Here is an 18,496-nt window from a genome sequence, read left to right as displayed (position 1 = left end):
AGCTGGAATTTGAAAATTTGCGGAATTTTAAAATTCCGCAAATTTTACCTAAATATCCTATCTATCGGCACAGCAGACATATCAGGCGCAGTATCGGCATCAGCCCCTAAAATCTCTTTTAGCTCCTCGTCGCTTATGCTAAATCCCCCGCCAAGCGCTTTGTAAGCATTTACGCTAGCTTCTAGCTCTTCCAAATCAGCGCCCACTTTGGCAAGTTCTGTGTTCAAAAGATTGCGTTGCGCGTCTAGGAATTCTAAATGGCTAGAATATCCAGCGTTGTAAAGCTCGGTCGCGTCTTTGTAAATTTTGCGTTGCGAGCTTAGCAAATCGTTCATCGCTTTTTTGCGTTCTTTTGCGTTTTTAAGCGTAGTTAGGGCGTCTTTGACATCGCCAAGAGCCGTTTTTAGCGCCTTATCATAAGCGATAAAAGATGAATTTTGATCGACATTTGCGATATCGACCCTCTTTTTAGTTCGCCCAAAATCAAGCAAAGGTCCCACGAGCGAGCCACCGATACTCCACGAGCTGGTAGTCGAGCTAATCAACCTATCAAAATCGCTACTTGCATAGCCAAACGCCCCAGTTAGCGAGATAGTCGGGAAATACCCTGCCTTGGCAACGCCGACTAGGAAATTGCTAGCGCGCAAATCCTCCAAGGCCTTTGCCACATCTGGGCGATGAAGCAAAACATCACTTGGCACGCCACTTGGGATTTGTGGAGCATTAGGCAGTTTTGCGGCTGTGAGGATTTGCGGATTTACGACCCCGTCGTAGCTTTTGCCGGCTAAAATCGCAAGCGAGGTTTGCACCTGAGAAATTTGGTTTTGCACGGCGATTAGGCTTGCTTTGGCGTTTTGCACAGCAGCACTTGCTTGGCTAAGCGTGATTTGATTTATCGCGCCAGCTTCTAGCTCTTTTTTGCGGTAATTTTGCGTCTGCTCGTAGCTTTTAAGCGATTTAGTTAGAATTCTTTCTTGCTCTTTTAGGGATAAAAGCGTGAAATACGAGCTTGCAACCGCGCTAGTGATTGTGTTTTTAGCTGTTTCATAATCGTATTTAGTCCCCATATACTGCGCCGCGCTAGCACCCACGCTGTTTCGCACCCTACCCCAAAAATCAATCTCATAGCTAAGTGGCGCTGAAATCGCGTAAGAAGCGTGAGAATTTGAATCAGGCATATTAGCATAATTATTCTGGCGCATTGCAGAGCCTGAAATTCCGATATTTGGCAGATATTCAAGCTTACTTAGACCCAAATTTAGCCTTGCGCGCTCGATATTATTCAAAGCCAGCATTAAATCAGAATTATTCGCCAAAGCACTATCAATTAGCGCATTTAGCTGGGTGTCGTTGTAGCTTTTCCACCACATTTGGCTCACATTTGTCGCCTCGTATCCAGATCTATACTCGATATGACGAACTGGCATATCAGGCTTAAAGCTACAACCACTAATCAGTGCGCCAGTTAAAATTCCTAGTAAAATTTTAGTTTTCATCTTTTTCCTCTGATTTTATTTTTCGCTTATCTAGCCACGCATTAAAGCTCTCCAAAAGGTAGAAAAATAGCGGCACGAAGAAAATCGCTATCGTCGAAGCAGCCAAAATTCCACCAAGCACGCCAGTTCCTAGCGCGTGGCGACTAGCAGAACCTGCTCCTGTGGCAAGTACCATAGGCAAAACACCAAGACCAAAAGCCAAAGATGTCATAACAATCGGTCTAAAACGCATTTTTGCTGCACTAATCGCCGCTTCTGCGATACTTTTTCCGCCGTGTTGATACTCTTGCATAGCAAATTCGACGATTAAGATCGCATTTTTTGCCGCAAGTCCGATAAGCAAAATAAGTCCGATTTGAAAATATATATCGTTATTTAATCCCCTAGCCCATGTGAATAAAAGCGCACCAAACACGCTAAATGGCACGGCTGTAAGAACCGCCATTGGCATTAGCCACCTCTCATACTGCGCCGCCAAAATCAAAAATACAAACAAAAGTCCAAACGCAAATGCCTTTGCGCCAGTTCCTGCTGCATTTACCTCTTGATAAGCCGTGCCTGACCAGCCAAGTGTGTATCCAGTAGGGAATTCGCCCAGAATCGTATCTCTAATAGCGTCAATTGCCTGACCAGAAGTATATCCAGGGGCAGGATCGCCCATAAGTCTAGCTGCTGGGAAACCATTAAAACGATCGACGATATCAGGGCCTTTGGCGCGTTCTAAATTTACAACCGAATCAAGCGAAACCAAATTTCCACTAGCCGAGCGCACATAAAGCGTCCTTAAATCATTTGGCGTATCGCGGAAGAGCTGTTCTGCTCTCATATAGACGCGGTATGTCTTACCCAAAAGGTTAAAATCGTTTATGTAGTATTGTCCGATAGTCGAATTTATCGTCGTAAAAATATCAGGGATTGAAATTCCAAGCATTTTGATTTTTTCCTTATCTAGGCTTAGATTGTATTGCGGGAAATTTACATCTAGCGTAGAGCGGACATTTTGCAAAGCTGGATTTTGCGAAGCTTTGGCGACTATTCGCGCCATATCATCGGCGATTTGTTGATAGTTTTTGCCCGTAGTATTTTCTGCATACACTTCAAATCCACCAGTCATTGATAGACCATTGATTGGAGGTGGGGTTAGGGCAAAGGTCATCGCGCTTCTATCCATGACAAAAAGCTGTCCAGTTAGCGCGTTTGCGATTGATTGGGCTGATTGGTTTGCCTCAGGACGGACCCCCCAAGGTTTGAGTTTAGAGAAAAATACGCCTGAATTTTCCCTAGCACCACCTGCCATCATATCAAATCCCGCGATTGTGGTGATTGCTTCGACATTTGGGTTTTGTGAAAGTGTGCCACGCAAGAAATCCATGTGCTTTTCAGTAGCTACCAAAGGTCTAGCCGACGGAAGTGTCGAAAAGCCCATTACATAGCCTTTATCCTCGGCTGGCACAAGTCCGCCCGGAGTAATTTTAAATAACTCTAACATCACAAAAATAATAATTCCCACAAGGCACAACGATAAAATCACATGGCGCAAAATTTTTGCAACACCTGCTGAGAAAAGGCGGGTTGAAAAATCGAAAAATTCGTTAAATTTACGCACTAACCAAAACGGCTCGGCCTCTTTTTTACGAAGTAAAAGCGCACACAGCGCAGGGGTTAGAGTAAGGGCGACAAATCCGGAGAAAACCACAGATGAGACAAGTGTGAGCGCGAATTGTCTTTGGATAACGCCGACAAAGCCCTCCATAAAAGCAACTGGCACGAAAACCGCCGCCAAAACAAGCACGATTGAAATTACCGGACTTACAATCTCGTCCATTGCCTTAATCGTGGCCTCTTTGACGCTTAAATTTCGCTCTTCATGCAAAATTCTCTCCACATTTTCGATAACGATAATAGCGTCATCGACGACGATACCGATAGCCAAAACTAGGGCGAAAAGGGTAATTAAATTTATCGAAAATCCAAAAGCGTAAATTCCGATAAACGCGCCACAAATAGATACTGGCACCGCTAGCATTGGAATAATCGTCGCGCGGAAATTTCCTAAGAACATATAAATAACCAAAACGACCAAAATCATCGCTTCGATAAAAGTATGAATAACCTCTTCGATAGAAACCTTGACAAATTCTGTCGTGTCGTATCCGTTGCTATAAGTCAGCGCACCTGGAAAATTTTGCTTTAACTGCTCTAAACGCGCAGTCACAGCATCAAGCGTAGCAATGGCGTTTGCGCCGTTTTGTTGATAGATGAAAACTGGCGTTGCGTCGTATCCTTGGTATTTACCATTGATGATAAGGCTCTCAGCCCCAAGCTCGACCCTAGCGACATCTTTTACACGCAAAAATTTACCATCATCACTGGCTCTAATGATTACATTTTCGAACTCTTCGACCGTTTTCAAACGCCCCTCTGGCTGGATTGCATAGACATAAGGGTTACCTAAATCGTTTGGTTGCTCGCCTAGCTTTCCGGCTGGGTATTGGCTGTTTTGCTCTCTAATGGCTGCGATTATGTCAGATGATACGACATTGTGTTTGGCCATAAGTCCTGGATTTACCCAAATTCTCATTGAGTAATCCTTCGTGCCAAGGGCCTGCGCGTCGCCCACACCGCTAACGCGTTTTAGCTCATCGACGACATTAATGCTGACATAGTTTTGGATTTCAAGTGGGCTCATTTGACCTGTTGGGTCATAAAAGAAAAACGCAGAAAGTATAGATGATGAACGCTCCGTAACGCTAACGCCCATTCTTTGCACTTCGGCTGGAAGCGTGGTTAGGGCTGGATTTACTCTGTTATTTACATTTACGAGTGCTTCTTGCGGATCGGTGCCGACCTTGAAAAACACGCTGATATTTGCCCTACCTGACGAGCTAGATGATGAACTCATATAAATCATATCATCGACGCCGTTAATTGCGTTTTCTAGTGGCGAAGCGACGGTATCTGAGATAGTCTGCGCGTCTGCGCCACTATATGTGGCTGTAACTGAAATTTGAGGCGGGGTTAGTTGCGGGTATTCCTCCACAGGGGCGATAAATAGACAAATCGTTCCAGCAATAACGATAATAATCGAAATAACGCTTGCGAAAACTGGGCGATTGATAAAAAATTTAGAAAACATACTTGCCTACCTAGCCTTTGTCGCGTCTGTTTCTGGCGGAAGCGGGGTTACCTTAGCACCAACTTGAATTTTTGAAAAATTATCCAAAACAATCAAATCGCCCTCGCTCAAACCCTCTGAAATGGTCATCGTCGTAGAATCCTGAGCTATAACTTTTACGATTTTTTTAGCCACAGTGTTGTTTGCATCTACGACATAAACGATAGAGTTGCTTAAATCTTGCAAAACTGCGATTTGCGGAATTTGGAAGCCATCTTTTTGCACGAAACCATCGACTGAAATTCTAGTGTAAATTCCTGGTTGAATTTCATAATTTAGGTTGTTAAATTGCGCTTTGGCGCTCACGCTCGCAGTCGCGCTATCTACGACGCTATCGATGAAAACTACATTTCCTTCATAAATTTTGTCATTAAAGGAAATTGTAGCCTTTGTATTTTTCATATACCAATCGCTGCTGGCTAAATTTCTATCAATTTTCATCTTATCGGTATCAGAAATTCCAAATTTCACATAAATTGGATTTAGTTTTGTAAGTCTGACTAGATTTTCACCCACGCCCACAAACGAGCCAGTGTCTTTTTGCGTATCGCCTACAATACCGTCAAACGGGGCTTTGACAAGGGCATTATCAAGGTCGATTTTCGCCCGTTCGAAATTTGCCTTAGCCACTTCGTAAGCTGATTTTGCGCCGTCAAATTCGCGCGCTGAAATGGTATTGCTCGCCTTTAATTTCCTAGCGCGCTCGTAATCTGCGCTAGCGTTGTTTAGGCTAGCTTTTGCGCTATTAAAAATCGCTTGGTAGCGGGATTTGTCGATTTCATAGAGCCCCTCGCCCTTTTCTACGCGCACGCCAGGGGTGAAAAGCTGTTTTTCTATCGTGCCAGAAACCTGTGATTTTAGCGTTACATCTAAATCGCTCGCGGTTTCGCCGTTAAATTTTAGTGCGATTGGAACATCGGATTTTTGGGCTTTAAAAACAGCTACTTGAAGCGGCGGCATACCGCCAGCGCCCTTGGCACCCCCTCCTGCGCCCTCTTCTTTTTTTTCGAAATACGAACATCCGCTAAGCAGTGCTAGCGTCGCAATTAGTGAGAAAATTTTCTTCATACAAACCTCGGTTATTAAATTTTAATAATTAAAGTAAAAAGCTGTCGATTTTATCCAAATTCTGCATAACAAATTATTAACACAAAAGTAAATGAAAATTTAATATTTCTAAATTTTTCACATTTTTTGTGACAAAATCACGGAAAATTTTAATCTAACTTATAAAATTTCGATAAATTTTTAATTTAATATTACTAAATTTTGTTACAATTTTTTTTTGCAACAATTTCATTTTTTAAGGAGATATCATGAAATTACTTACTTCATCATTACTAGCGGCTGCTTGCACATGCGCATTTGCCCTAGATTTACCACAAAACAAGGTCGTAGATGTCGAGTGGCTAAAAGCGAATTTGGCTGATAAAGACCTAGTTTTAATCGACCTTCAAGAAGGCGAAGGATACGGCGCAGGTCATATCAAAGGTGCAGTTGCTTGGAAAGAGGCTGATTTCAGAGAGGCAAGAGGCGAAATGCCAGGATTTATCGCTTCTCCGACTACGGTTGAGAGATTATTTCAAAAAAGCGGTATCAAAGATACTAGCGCAGTAGTTTTCTATAACGACGCAAAAGCCGCTCCTGATTATACGCTTTCAACTTTGGCTCTATTCGTATCTGAATACTACGGACTTACAAACACAGCGATTTTAAACGGCGGAATTGACGCTTGGAAAAAAGCTGGTGGCGAGCTAAGCACAGAGGCCGTCACACCAGAAAAAAGCGATTTTAAAATCACTAAATTTAACAAAGACATCGTTGCGACTGCTTACGATATCGACGAGGCTGTGGTTACAAACAGCGTAGCGCTAATTGACGGCAGAATCGAAGCTCAATACTCTGGCGAAAAAGCTCACCCAAAAGCAGCCAAAGCAGGGCACTTAGAGGGCGTTGATGGAAATATCTTTATCGGCAAACTTGCCAAAGAAAACGACGGCGTTTTTTATATCAACACCGATAAAGAAGCTGTTGGCGAGCTATTTAAAACAGCAGGTCTAGATCCAAACGCACCACAAATTTGGTATTGCAACACAGGCTGGCACGCAAGTGGTGGCTGGTTTGCGACAAAATATATCATGGGAAATGACAAAGTCAAAAACTACGAAGCAAGCATGGTCGAGTATTCGAACTTGCCAAAAAGAAAAGTGCTAAAAGGCGATGAAAAATAATCAAATTTCGATTGATTGCCTAGACTTATGCGCCGACCTGCTCGCTTTTCCAGCGGAGGGTTGGCGCGAGAAATACTGCGCGCTTGGCGAATTTGCAAACGGCGAATTTGCCAAGCGCTTCAATAAATTTTCAAATTTCAAATTTAACGATTTAAAAACGCCAAATTTAGACGAAATTATCAGCAATTACATTTTTTATTTTGATTTAAACTCAGCCAAATTCGGCACTTCGCTTCTAGCTGGGGTGTGGTTAGATAAAAAAATGTTTGGCGAGAGTTATAATGAAATTTGCAAATTTTATGAAATTTGTGGTTTTGTGGTAGAAAAAAACTGCGACCACGCCTCAAATTTACTCGCATTTTGCGCGATTTTAGCAGAGCAGGGCGAGTGGGAAAAATTTTTGAAATTTACTAAATTTTTAGACTTTTTAGAGCCTTTGAGTAAAAATTTAGCAAATTTTGAAAATTTAAAAGAATTTGAGTTTATTTTAAATTTTGCCAAATTTTTAATATCAAATTTAAAGGAGCAAAGATGACAAAAGTCGCCAAAACCCCGAAATTTGGGCTTCTTTTTCTATCACTTGCGCTGTGCGCAGTGGGGCTTATTGGGATTTGTAGCGTGTTTTTAAATGGCCAAGAGGCTAGCTACAATGTCAGCCGCGAGGTTCCGCTTGGGCTTTTGCTTATGGGATATGCCTTTTTTGTGGGCATTAGCGTGGGAGTTGCCACAATCGCTACGGCTGATCATCTCTTTGGATTTCACGCATTTTCTAAAATTTCACGCCATTTACAGCTTTTAGCTATTGCTGCGCTTTTAGCGGCATTTTGGCTGATTTTTTGGGAGCTTGGAAGCCCGTTTAAACTGCAAGTTTTGCGCTTCGTGCGATATTACTTTAATTTCGCAGTAGAAAGCCCGATTTGGTGGATGAGCACTTTTTATCTCATCGAAACTCCGCTTTTAATAATCGAGCTAATTTTAATGTTAAAAAACAGCGAAAAAGCTTCGTTTTACGCAGGAATTGTCGCATTTATAATGGGAATAATCGCTTTTAGCACACTTTCAATGGTCTTTGCCGTAAATTCAGCTAGACCAATCTGGCATACGCCAAGCTTTACCATTTCATTTATTTTAGGAGCTTTGATTTGTGGCATAAGCGTGATTTTTGCCTTTGTAATTTTAAGCAAAAAAGCCCTAAATGAGCGAATTTTGCGAAATTTGAATATTCTTATGTTTTTGCTTCTTTTGGCTGTTTTATTTATAAATTTTTGGAACGCAGTGATTTCAAGCTATGGCGCAGGAAGTTATTTGGCAAAAAATTTCGAAGTTTTTACAAACGGAAATTTGTCGTTTAATTTCTATTTTTTTGAAATTTGCATTGGAATTTTGCTGCCGATGATTTTGCTTATTTTGTCTAAATTTCAAAATTTAAAAATTTCATTTTTGGCTGGAATTTTAGCCATTATCGGCGTATTTTTTGCTAGGTTTGACGGCATTGTGGGCGGTCAGCTAGTAAGAGTAGAGAGCGAATTTTTAGGCAAGATAGAGTTTGGCTCATACTGCCCAAGCGTGGCAGAAATCACGATTTTTATCTCAGGCATTGGCGTAATGCTCTTTATTTACGCACTTGGAAAAACATTTTTAAATTTGGAGAGTGAAAAATGAGAGAGCTTAAAATAACAAGACGAAATTTCCTAAAAATGGCTTCTAGCGTCGCAGTTGCCAGCACGGCAGGTATCACAGGGCTTCCAAATCCGCTAATGGCAAAAACGCACAAAAATTCGCCCGAGCTTTCAAATTTATTAGAATACGACGAAGGCGTAAAAACTCCAAATTACTGCGAAATGTGCTTTTGGAATTGTGGCGTAAATGTTTTTACAAGAGAGGGCAAAATTCACAAAATCGAAGGAAACAAGCTAAATCCATACAATTACGGCACGATTTGCGCTAAGGGAAATGCAGGGGTTTATTCTACTTACGATCCAGATCGCTTAAAATACCCGATGATTAGAGTCGGCAAACGGGGCGAAGGCAAATGGAAAAAGGTCAGCTGGGACGAAGCGTTTGACTTCGTGCATGAAAATTTAGAAAAAATCATCGACAAATACGGCGCAAAAAGCATTGCAGCCTTTGCTCATGGAAGCTGTTCTTCTTATTTTCACAAATTTGCTAGCTTGCTTGGCACTCCAAATGTAAGCTACGCTTCATTTTCTGAGTGTCGTGGCAGTAGAGCGATTGGCTGGTCTTTGACATTTGGCGGCGGCGGTATCGGGGGTCATGAAAACTACGACATGGCAAACACCAAATATATGATTTTATTTGGCAGAAATATGGCAGGAGCGATTCAAGTCAGAGAAGCAAGAGATTTTATGGAAGGCCTAGCAAATGGCGCAAAACTTGTCTATGTAGATCCACGCCAGAGCGAAAGTGCCGTTAGAGCGCACAAATGGCTTCGCATAAAACCGGGGTGCGATATGGCACTAGCACTAGCGCTAATCCATGTCATAATTAGAGATAATCTAGCAAATATGGAATTTATCAATAAATACTGCTACGGCTTTGATAAACTAGCCCGTCATGTCAAACAATACACCCCAAAATGGGCAGAAGAAATTTGCGGTATAAAGGCTGAAACTATTGAAGAAGTAGCGTGGGAATTTGCCAGATTTGCTCCACATGTCCTAGCTATCGCACCGCGTAGATTTTCAAGATACGCAAACGACACGCAAACAGCAAGAGCAATTGCGATTTTAAATGCGATTATGGGAAATTACGGCGTAAAGGGCGGAACTTGGGTAAATCAAAGTATAAATTTAGCTAAGCTCCCAAAAGATGATGAAGCACCGGCTGTAAGGGAGCCAAGGGCTGATGGCGTTGGCACAAGGTGGCCGTTTAATCCGCCAAATTTAGGACTAAGTGGCGAAATTTATCGCGCGACTTTAAGCGAACAACCATATCCGATAAAAGCGTGGCTGACCTACGATACAAATCCATTAGGACACACGGCAGTCGAAGCAAACGGCGTCATGAAATCAATCGAAAAGCTAGATTTTATTATGTCGATAGATACACAGATGAACGATTTTTGCGCATATTGCGACATAGTTTTGCCTGAAAGCACATATTTAGAAAAAGACGACGGCCCATATATCCAAAAATACGATGTGCCGTTTGTGGCTGTAAGAAAGGCTGCGATTAAGCCGCTATACGATACTAAGCATGTTTTTGACATAGTGCGTGGGATTTGCAAACGCTTTGATATGGACGAGTATTTTACCATTTCGCCAAGCGACGCGATAAATAATTTCGTAAATTCACTCAGCCCCGAAGATAAAGAAAAATTTGAAAAAGACGGCATTTTGTGCGATTATTTAGCCGATGCGTATCCGCAAAGTAGCGGAAAACCACTAAGCTTCCCGACAAGCACGGGCAAAATTCATCTATACAACCCTGATATGGAAAAAATGTATGAGGAATACGGCGATGTCTGCGCGCCACTGCCTACTTGGGTAGCACCGCCACAGCCAAAAGAAGGCGAATTTAGACTTTTATTTGGTAGAGGCCCTGCTCACTCACATGCAAGAAGCCAAAATAACAAGCTCTTACTCGAACTTGAAGATGATAGCCCGATTTGGATAAATCCTGATGATGCTGCAAATTTAGGTTTAAAAACTGGCGATAAAGTCATAATGATAAATGCTAAAACAGGGCTCAAATCAAAACCGCAAAATATAAAAATCACAAAGCGAATAACCAAAGGCAATGTCTTTATCCACCACGGCTTTGGGCATGTTAGCAAAGAGTGGAGTAACGGCTTTGATAAAGGCATTAGCGATGTTTATTTTTGTAGTAACGACATTGATCCTGTTAGTGGTTGTAGCGGCTTAAACAACGGCTTTGTTAGACTTGAAAGGGCGTAAGATGAACTCACTAATAAATAAAAATCACAAAAAAGAAAAAAACCTAGCTATGGTGATTATCGGCGATCGCTGTATCGGGTGCGATGCGTGTTATGTAGCGTGTAAAACCGAGTGGGAAGTGCCGCTTTTCAAAGAAGCGTATCGCACAAGGGTTTTTGAAGTCGAAAACGAAGACAACGCAGGAAATCCGATTTTAAATTTCTTGCCTGTGCTTTGTAACCACTGCGAAAACTCCCCTTGCGTGGCAGTTTGCCCGACAGAAGCTAGTTTCAAGCGCGAAAAAGACGGCATCGTCATCGTCGATCCCTCTCTTTGTATAGGGTGCAAGGCGTGTATGGTAGCCTGTCCGTATAATGCCAGATATTACGACGAACACAAGCAAAGCGTCGATAAATGCACATTTTGCGCCCCAAGAGTGGATAAAGGTTTGCTTCCGGCTTGTGTAACCACCTGCGTGGGAAAATCGCGAAATTTTGGCGATTTAAATGACCCAAATAGTGATGTTTCGCAAATTTTGGCTAAGGCGACAAGTATAACTCGCCTAAAAGAGAGCGACGGACTTGAACCAAATGTTTATTATGTGACGATAAATTCATAGGAGAAAATGATGAAAAAGATAATTTTAAGCATGGTTTTACTTTGCAGTTTTGGTTTTGCGGAGAATTTGCAAAGCTACAATACTTCAAAAGCGCAGGCGGAGCATTTTGTAAATTTATCACGCGAAGCTGTGGCAAAAAATAATCTCACACTTGCTAGGGCATACGCAAAAAAGGCGATTCAAGCAGACGCTTACAACAAAAAAGCGTGGGAAAGCTATGATGATGTCATCCAACGCCTAGCCGATGAAGGTATGATAGACGAATTTGGCGCCAAAGCCGATGAAAGCGAAGCCGCCGCGCCGAAACCTAGTGGCGCACCAGCGCAGTTTGAGGGTTGCTAGTGAGAAGAATTTGCGAAATTTTAAAAGGGCTAAATTTTAAAATTTTCGCAAATTTTGCTATTTTGTTTTTTTGCGTAAGCGCATTTTCGCAGATAAACTCATGCACCGCCTGCCACGAAAATTACGGCTCACTAAGCCCCTCACACGATGAGGTTGCCTGTCAGAGTTGCCATGGGGGCAACGAGATTGCTAGCGAAAAATCGCTCGCTCACATCGCCCTAATCCCAAATCCAGCCACGCTAGAAAACGCCAAAAGCCGTTGCGCGCGCTGTCACAAGGACCAAATCGCCCGCGTTAGCACCACAGTAATGCAAACCCAAAATCCAATCAAGCAAAATTTGCTAGGTGAGTGGGCGAAGCAGGGCGCAAGCTCTGATTTTAACGCAGAGCAAATCGAAAAATTCGCCAAGGACCACTACGCCAAAGCCTGCGCCAGTTGTCATATCTCGCAAGAAAAAGAGGTTTTTATAAATCAAAATATCGCCAAAGGTGGCGGGTGTGGGGCGTGTCATAAGGCTTCAAATTTAGATGAAAATTTCTTGCTCTCCCCGTTTTTTGCTAGCAAAAATGCAAATTCTGCGCCAAATTTAAGCATAAATTCCAGTGTAAATTCCAGCGCGCACGCAACCTCCCCAAACACTGCGCCCAAAACCCACACCCGATTTTCCACCGCAATCCCTAGCCAAAACTGCCTAGCCTGCCACAACCGCTCGGCTCGCATTGGTTTTGCGTATTATGGAAAATTCGAAAGCGAGGGAAGCAAGGCGCCTTTCGAGCAGAGCCATACGCTCTCCGACGGGCGCCATTTTCACGATTTGCGCGCCGATATTCACTATGAAAGGGCAGGGTTAGGGTGTGTGGATTGCCACACTAGCCTTGGGGTAATGGGCGATAAGAAAAACCACGCAAATATGCGCCACGCCGTGATTATCGCATGTGAGGACTGCCACGCGCCAAATTTTGCCCCACCAAACGAGATGGCGCGAAATTTAGCCAAAACAAATCCAAATATCCCAGATAGCGCGCTCATTGCCTACACAAAAAAGGGAAATTTCCCGCTTTACAATGTCGCCAAAGTGGGCGAAAAAGCAGTCCTTACGCGCAAAAAAGACGGAGCAAAATTTGAAATTTCAGCGCTAAAACACCCAGCACACGAGCCTTTGCACGCAAATTTATCCTGCCAAGCCTGCCACGAAAAAAGTGTGGCAAGCTGTTTTGGTTGCCACGAGCAAAGATTTGCGGGCGCAAAGCAGTTTGAGTGGCAAAAGGGCGAATACAGCGAGGGTGCGTGGAGCGAAATGCGTAGTTTTTTGCGCTTCGAAGACCCAGCTTTGGGCGTGAGAAATGACGGCAAAATCGCAAACCTCGCCCCAGGCTGTCAAGTCGTGGCTAGTATCTACGAAAATGGCGCCACGAAGCACTTTGACGCCCTTAGCCTAGCCAGCTGGGCGCAACACAGCGTTGGCAAGAGCAAAACCTGCGCCGCTTGCCACTTCTCGCCGTCTTCGCTAGGGCTTGGGCGCGGTGTTTTGGGCTATAAAAACGGCGAGATTTCATTTAGTCCAAATTTGGCAAATTTTGGCGAGTTAAATTTCGCCCTTGACGCCTTTGCTAGCCCCACAGGAGCGCAAAATCAAATCATTTCTAAAAACGATTCCACGCTAAATTTAACTCAAATGAAAAAAATCCTTGACGCCTATGCCTGCGCTATCTGTCACGATCGCTACGATGATAAAATTTATGCCGATTTTAACGCCTCAAAGGCCAAATTTAGGGCAGGGGAGACGAAATGTTTAGAGTGATAAATTTGATATTTTTTGCGCTTTTAAATTTCGCTTTTTCTCAAAATTTATCCTGCGAAAACTGCCATAGCGTGGAGAAATTTGACGCGCAAAATCACAATTTTTCATGCGAAAGTTGTCACAAAAGCAAAATTTCACCCTCAGATTTCCCGCAAAGCTTAGCCAAATTTGGCGGATTTTCGCACGAAAATATCATCGCTCACCCAGCAAGCCCCGCGCATTATGGCAAGTTTTGTGGCAGCTGTCACGCCAAGCAAATCAGCGAATTTGAAAAAAGCAACCATTTCACGCACAAAAACGAGATAAAAACGATTTTTAGCGCATTTAACATGGATTTAAATCTTAGTTTGCAAGATTTTTTAAGCCAAAATTTGCCAAATTTAAGCGCGAAAGAGCGCGTGGTGGCGGACTTCGTGGAGCGCAAATGCCTAAAATGCCACGCCTATGATAACGGCGAGAAATCCCTTTTTTCGGCTCACGGAAAGGGTTGCATGGCATGCCACGCTAGCTACGCACCCAGCGCACAATACAGCGGCAGCGACGCGAATACTAGCGCGCGCCCACACTCGCGCACACACACGCTCTCGCGCGCGGATAATGAAGTTTGCGCCTCTTGCCACAACAAATACTTCATCGGCACCGATTTTATGGGGCTTTTCCCACAAAATACACACAAAGACTACCGCACGCCGTTGCAAAAAAATGGAAATTTCCCAGGGCTACGGCATGGCGTGACATACGCAAATTTGCGCCCTGACGCACATTTTAGCGCGGGGCTAGTGTGCGCGGATTGCCACAAAATGAGCGAAACCAAAAGCTGTGAGGCTTGCCACGAAACCGCCACGCAAAATAACACCTCGCACAAATTCCACCAAAATTTGGAGTGCGCCACCTGCCACAGCGCGTGGGGCGGGAGTTTTTACGAACTAAATGCTATGCTTGATTTTAGCAAGGATTACGAAAACTGGCAAAATTTAATCGAATTTGACGCAAGCGTCAAGCGATTTAACGCACGCGCCCTGCGCCAAAATACGCGCCCTGCGCCGTTTTCGCGCACGCTTGGAGGCGAGAGAAAACCTGGAATTTGGCATAGCGCGTTTAGTTTAGAACGATTCGAAAATGTCCTTTTGGTGCGCAAAAATAACGGCAAAATCGCCCTAGCGCGTCCTGTGTTTGGCTATAATCTTGGCATAAAAGATGAAAATGCTAGCGTGGCTAAATTTGGCGAGAGTGGCGAGAGATTCGAGGTTTGGAAGCCGTTTTCGCCTCATAGCGTGCAAAAAATCGGCAAATCCTGCGAGGCCTGCCACGAAAATCCGCTCCAAAGCGGAGAAACTCACGGCGGTATTAGCGAGCTTTTCGCGCCTAAATTTTGCGAAAACCCTAGGCAAAAAAAATGCGCCAAACTGCTTGACGCTAGCCCTTTAAACGAGCGTGAAATGCAGAATTTGAAGTCGATTTTATACAAAAAAACAAGAGCGAAGGAAATTTTAAATCTAAATTAGAAATTCCGCAAAATTTGCGGAATTTCGCTGTATTTTTAAGGGGGAAGCTAAAAATTTATGCGTTTTTTGCAGCCTCTAAAACTGCTTCGTAGTTCGGCTCTTCGGTGATTTCAGCCATGATGTCTTTGTATGCAATTACGCCGCCGCTGATGACGAAAACCGCTCTTGCATTTAGCCCTGCTAGCGCGCTATCTTCGATTAAAATTCCATAGCTTTTGGCGAATTTTTTCGCTCTAAAATCGCTCGCTGTGCGCAAGTTTTCGATACCCTCTGTCGTGCAAAATCTACCCATTGCAAACGGCAAATCCATTGAAACCACGATTACTTCGGTATTTGGCAAGCTTGCTGCTTTTTCGTTGAATTTGCGAGCCTCGCTAGCGCAAACTGGCGTATCTAACGACGGAACGGCTACGATGATTTGTTTTTTCTCGCTTTTGCCAATTACGATATCTTCTAAATCCTTGCCAGCGACTACAACTTCTGGCGCAGCCTCGCCGACTTTTACTTCATTTCCGCCCAAATTTACGGGGTTTCCTAAAAATTTTACTTGCATTTTTTCTCCTTGTAAAAAATAAAACACATTTTATCTCATAAAATTTAATAAATTATTTTTTGGCGCAAAATTTTAAAATTTGGCTATAATTTCGCCCAAATTTAAAAAAAGGAAATCCATGCAAACCCTCCCGCAAAACGCGCCTAAATTTCACCTCAACACCGCCTACACGCTCTATTTGACACTAGGGGTTTTTAGCGCGCACAGATTTTATCTGAAAAAAAATGTAAGCGCGATTTTCCAGCTTCTTGGCGGACTTGGGTTTATCATCTTTGTCTGCTTTTTGGTGGCGTATGCTTTGATATCAAACGATAGCGCGCTCGAAATTTTGCGCTCCATAAGGCCAAGCCTCGAATTTGACGACCAAGATACACTTAGGGCTAGGGAAAATTTAATAAAACCGATTATGGTCTTTGCACTGCCAAATTTAGCCTATTTGGCGTGGATAATACACGATTTTTTCAATTTAGAAAAAATGGTAGATAGCGCAAATCTTAGCGCAGGGTGCGAGATCGAAAATTTAAGCGATAATCCCAGCGAAAATCCCAGCCAAAGCCTAAATTTCGAAGAAAAAAGCACGAATTTAGCCTCGGCTAGACAGCTAGCTTACATTGGGTGCGGACTTTTGATTTTAATGGCAGTTTTAAACATTTTTGGCACCAAAATTAATGGCGCCGAACTCGCCTCAACAGCGGGGCAAATCTGCCTTGCAATGAGCGCGTATTTCATCGCTAGCACAATTTGCTCAAAGACGCTTTTGCGAAATTTAACCCTTTTTGTCGTATTTGACGGCCTTGCGCTAATCCCGTTTTTGATGATGATGTTTGGGGATAAAAGCCTGGTTGTATTTGTTTTCGGCGCAGTATTTACGGGGCTTGGCGCATGCTTTGCTCTGCTGATTTACAAAGAGCTTTTCCAGACGAGCGGGTGCGAAATTTTCGTTAAGGCGTTTTTTGTATATGCGCTCTCGTGCGTGATTGGGCTAGTTTTAGTCTATTTTAATCCGATTTTAGCGATAATCGCGGTGCAAATTTGCTCGATTATAAATTCGCTTTTTATCATTGCTTGTGCCAAAGATAGCCGAAATTTCGAAATTTCGAAAAACAACTATTATTTTACGAATTTGAAATTTCACATTAGCGAATTTAACAAAATCAAATCATAAGGAGAAAAAATGATGAGTTTTGGCGAGGCGATTAGCGTTTGCCTCAAACAAAAATACGCCACATTTTCTGGCAGGGCTAGCAGAAGCGAATATTGGTGGTTTTACCTTTTTAGCGTTTTAGTAAATGTCGCAACCTCCGTAATCGACGCTGTGCTTGGCACAAATATCGTTTTGGGCTTTGACAAAAACGGCAACCCAGAGGTCATAGGAATCGTAGCTAGCGTGGTTGCTTTGGGCTTGCTTGTGCCATCATTTGCGGTTTTGTGGAGAAGACTGCATGATAGAGATATCAGCGGGTGGTATTTTGGCGCAATTTTTCTTTTATGCGTGCTTGGGATAATGTTTGCTGATGGAATTAGAATTTTGGCTATGCTGTTTTTATTTGTTGCTGTGGGGCTTATAATTTTTATTTTTATCTCTACGATTTTAAAAGGCACCGACGGAGCTAACAAATACGGCGACGATCCGCTAAATCCGCGCGCCGGTGGGAATATTTTCGTGCCTTAATCTTTTTAAATTCCTAGCAAAATTTGGATTTTTCCAAATTTTGCTTTTCTTTAAATTTTACTCTCGTTAAATTTTGCTTTGTAGATACTGCGTCTGAAATTTCAAATTTTAAGATATGGGCAAAATTTTAATTTAGGGCGGGCAAGGATGCCCACCCTACGAAACTGCAACACAAAATAGCTTTTGGTTGAAATTTTAAATTTCAAAAATTTATAAAAGCAATTTGAAATTTAAAATTTCTATTACGAGTTGCAAACCGCAGTTTAAACCACGGCTTGCAAAGTGAAATTTATATGAGCTATTTTACTAGTGCTCACCTTTTCATAGCTTTTTTAATATTTGCCTTGCTTTTTTAATATTTGCCTTCATCGCATCTGCAAGTGGAAATTTAACTACATATTTACCATCTTTTATCTCAAAAACCGCACCTTTTAGCTCGCCTTTTTCATAGGCTAACTCTCGGTATATATCCTTTAATTCGGCCTCGCGAGCAAGCTTTTTGTTGTGAAAATTAGAGAAATAATGATCTGAAGTGATGAAATATGTGTCTCCCAAGTCTTTACTTATTTTATCAACTTTATCGTATATATCTTGGTCCATTTCAGAAAGCGTAATTGTAGAATTTTCAACATCGATATCACTATCTCGTATGATTAGATACTTACCATACCCATTAATAAATATAACACCAGCCCTTCGCCATATGTTTTTGTTAATATCTGATATATTTGACTTACTAGCCAGCATATCCGAAACAGAGCCTAGCTTTTTATTTTTTTTAAAATAATCATTTATAAAATCCAACTCATAATATAAATATAGTACATTATCTGCACCATTTTTAAGACTGCTTTGTGAACTATAAAGTTCCTTTGCATATGGTTCAAATTTGCCTTCACAAGCGAGTTTGGCGGTTTGGTTCGTATCTACCTTAAAGCAACCATCGTTTTCGAACAAAACGACAAAATCCTTCAAACTCATCGCCTCGACCTCTTTTTCTGCTTTTTCAAGCGCTGGGTCTTTTGGCTTTTCTACCGATCTCTCGATTGGTTTTTGAGCGACTTCTTGCGCTGGTTTCTCGGTCTCGCCCCCAGCATTTGCACTAGACTGGCTATCGTCGCCACCACATCCTGCTAGCACCGCGCACAGCGCACTAGCCAACATAAATGAAAATAAATTTTTCATATCCATCCTTTGGTTAGAAG

General features: G+C 42.6%; 15 protein-coding genes. 10 read left to right on the top strand and 5 right to left on the bottom strand.

Annotated elements, in window-relative coordinates:
• Positions 1–44 precede the first annotated feature (44 nt).
• From PF027_RS08000 to PF027_RS07990, 3 genes are read right to left on the bottom strand one after another with little or no spacing between them, the layout of a single operon-like run.
• Positions 45–1,496, bottom strand: a complete 1,452-nt coding sequence (locus PF027_RS08000; protein WP_270877265.1) for an efflux transporter outer membrane subunit — start codon at positions 1,494–1,496, stop codon at positions 45–47.
• Positions 1,486–4,632, bottom strand: a complete 3,147-nt coding sequence (locus tag PF027_RS07995) for an efflux RND transporter permease subunit (RefSeq protein ID WP_270877264.1) — start codon at positions 4,630–4,632, stop codon at positions 1,486–1,488. The genes PF027_RS08000 and PF027_RS07995 overlap by 11 nt, the downstream gene beginning before the upstream one ends.
• Before the next feature lie 6 nt (positions 4,633–4,638).
• On the bottom strand, positions 4,639–5,739 hold the full coding sequence (locus PF027_RS07990) for an efflux RND transporter periplasmic adaptor subunit (protein WP_270877263.1): 1,101 nt from the start codon (positions 5,737–5,739) through the stop codon (positions 4,639–4,641).
• Between the two features lie 248 nt (positions 5,740–5,987).
• On the opposite strand from PF027_RS07990, the gene PF027_RS07985 reads away from it, so the two are divergent.
• The 8 genes from PF027_RS07985 to PF027_RS07950 are packed head-to-tail and all read left to right on the top strand — an operon-like array spanning position 5,988 to position 15,066.
• Complete coding sequence (locus PF027_RS07985) at positions 5,988–6,902, top strand: sulfurtransferase (RefSeq protein WP_270875500.1); 915 nt, start codon at positions 5,988–5,990, stop codon at positions 6,900–6,902.
• Positions 6,892–7,437 carry a molecular chaperone TorD family protein gene (locus PF027_RS07980; RefSeq protein WP_270862658.1) on the top strand — a complete coding sequence of 182 codons (546 nt, stop codon included), beginning with the start codon at positions 6,892–6,894 and terminating at the stop codon, positions 7,435–7,437. Before PF027_RS07985 ends, PF027_RS07980 begins: the two co-directional genes overlap by 11 nt.
• Positions 7,434–8,564: an NrfD/PsrC family molybdoenzyme membrane anchor subunit gene (gene nrfD / locus PF027_RS07975; protein ID WP_270877262.1), complete on the top strand. Its 1,131-nt coding sequence runs from the start codon at positions 7,434–7,436 to the stop codon at positions 8,562–8,564. Before PF027_RS07980 ends, nrfD begins: the two co-directional genes overlap by 4 nt.
• On the top strand, positions 8,561–10,819 hold the full coding sequence (locus PF027_RS07970; protein ID WP_270877261.1) for a molybdopterin-containing oxidoreductase family protein: 2,259 nt from the start codon (positions 8,561–8,563) through the stop codon (positions 10,817–10,819). The genes nrfD and PF027_RS07970 overlap by 4 nt, the downstream gene beginning before the upstream one ends.
• A 1-nt stretch (position 10,820) precedes the next feature.
• Entirely contained in the window at positions 10,821–11,417 is a 597-nt protein-coding gene (locus PF027_RS07965; protein ID WP_270858623.1) for a 4Fe-4S dicluster domain-containing protein, read from the top strand.
• Between the two features lie 9 nt (positions 11,418–11,426).
• On the top strand, positions 11,427–11,759 hold the full coding sequence (locus PF027_RS07960) for a hypothetical protein (protein ID WP_270858624.1): 333 nt from the start codon (positions 11,427–11,429) through the stop codon (positions 11,757–11,759).
• Positions 11,759–13,561 (top strand): hypothetical protein, encoded by a 1,803-nt coding sequence (locus PF027_RS07955; protein ID WP_270872602.1) that lies wholly within the window; start codon positions 11,759–11,761, stop codon positions 13,559–13,561. The genes PF027_RS07960 and PF027_RS07955 overlap by 1 nt, the downstream gene beginning before the upstream one ends.
• A complete protein-coding gene (locus PF027_RS07950; RefSeq protein WP_270872601.1) occupies positions 13,549–15,066 on the top strand; it encodes a hypothetical protein in 1,518 nt (505 codons plus the stop codon). The genes PF027_RS07955 and PF027_RS07950 overlap by 13 nt, the downstream gene beginning before the upstream one ends.
• Before the next feature lie 55 nt (positions 15,067–15,121).
• Here PF027_RS07950 and tpx read toward each other — a convergent pair whose 3' ends face one another.
• On the bottom strand, positions 15,122–15,619 hold the full coding sequence (tpx, locus tag PF027_RS07945) for a thiol peroxidase (RefSeq protein ID WP_270862651.1): 498 nt from the start codon (positions 15,617–15,619) through the stop codon (positions 15,122–15,124).
• A 118-nt stretch (positions 15,620–15,737) separates the two neighbouring features.
• Between tpx and PF027_RS07940 the strand changes: the two genes are divergently transcribed.
• A complete protein-coding gene (locus tag PF027_RS07940; protein WP_270872600.1) occupies positions 15,738–16,784 on the top strand; it encodes a TM2 domain-containing protein in 1,047 nt (348 codons plus the stop codon).
• 9 nt (positions 16,785–16,793) lie between these two features.
• Positions 16,794–17,291, top strand: coding sequence for a DUF805 domain-containing protein (locus PF027_RS07935; RefSeq protein ID WP_270872599.1), 498 nt, complete (start codon positions 16,794–16,796; stop codon positions 17,289–17,291).
• Between the two features lie 321 nt (positions 17,292–17,612).
• On the opposite strand, the gene PF027_RS07930 is transcribed toward PF027_RS07935, so the two are convergent.
• The gene (locus PF027_RS07930) at positions 17,613–18,476 is read right to left on the bottom strand and encodes an LptM family lipoprotein (protein ID WP_270872598.1); all 864 of its coding nucleotides are present in this window, start codon (positions 18,474–18,476) and stop codon (positions 17,613–17,615) included.
• Between the last annotated feature and the right edge of the window lie 20 nt (positions 18,477–18,496).

The organism is Campylobacter sp. VBCF_01 NA2 (genome assembly GCF_027797205.1).
Classification (GTDB): Bacteria; Campylobacterota; Campylobacteria; order Campylobacterales; family Campylobacteraceae; genus Campylobacter_B.
Note: the sequence above shows the minus strand (reverse complement) of the source record. Positions and strands in the feature narration are given on the sequence as shown.

What these genes read in the sequence shown, in the direction of transcription:
- PF027_RS07935 (WP_270872599.1), top strand. Translation starts at nt 16,794, where the DNA reads ATGATGAGTTTTGGCGAGGCGATTAGCGTTTGCCTCAAACAAAAATAC.
- PF027_RS07950 (WP_270872601.1), top strand. Translation starts at nt 13,549, where the DNA reads ATGTTTAGAGTGATAAATTTGATATTTTTTGCGCTTTTAAATTTCGCT.
- PF027_RS07960 (WP_270858624.1), top strand. Translation starts at nt 11,427, where the DNA reads ATGAAAAAGATAATTTTAAGCATGGTTTTACTTTGCAGTTTTGGTTTT.
- nrfD (WP_270877262.1), top strand. Translation starts at nt 7,434, where the DNA reads ATGACAAAAGTCGCCAAAACCCCGAAATTTGGGCTTCTTTTTCTATCA.
- PF027_RS08000 (WP_270877265.1), bottom strand. Translation starts at nt 1,496, where the DNA reads ATGAAAACTAAAATTTTACTAGGAATTTTAACTGGCGCACTGATTAGT.
- PF027_RS07970 (WP_270877261.1), top strand. Translation starts at nt 8,561, where the DNA reads ATGAGAGAGCTTAAAATAACAAGACGAAATTTCCTAAAAATGGCTTCT.
- PF027_RS07985 (WP_270875500.1), top strand. Translation starts at nt 5,988, where the DNA reads ATGAAATTACTTACTTCATCATTACTAGCGGCTGCTTGCACATGCGCA.
- PF027_RS07965 (WP_270858623.1), top strand. Translation starts at nt 10,821, where the DNA reads ATGAACTCACTAATAAATAAAAATCACAAAAAAGAAAAAAACCTAGCT.
- PF027_RS07980 (WP_270862658.1), top strand. Translation starts at nt 6,892, where the DNA reads ATGAAAAATAATCAAATTTCGATTGATTGCCTAGACTTATGCGCCGAC.
- PF027_RS07930 (WP_270872598.1), bottom strand. Translation starts at nt 18,476, where the DNA reads ATGAAAAATTTATTTTCATTTATGTTGGCTAGTGCGCTGTGCGCGGTG.
- PF027_RS07940 (WP_270872600.1), top strand. Translation starts at nt 15,738, where the DNA reads ATGCAAACCCTCCCGCAAAACGCGCCTAAATTTCACCTCAACACCGCC.
- PF027_RS07995 (WP_270877264.1), bottom strand. Translation starts at nt 4,632, where the DNA reads ATGTTTTCTAAATTTTTTATCAATCGCCCAGTTTTCGCAAGCGTTATT.
- tpx (WP_270862651.1), bottom strand. Translation starts at nt 15,619, where the DNA reads ATGCAAGTAAAATTTTTAGGAAACCCCGTAAATTTGGGCGGAAATGAA.
- PF027_RS07990 (WP_270877263.1), bottom strand. Translation starts at nt 5,739, where the DNA reads ATGAAGAAAATTTTCTCACTAATTGCGACGCTAGCACTGCTTAGCGGA.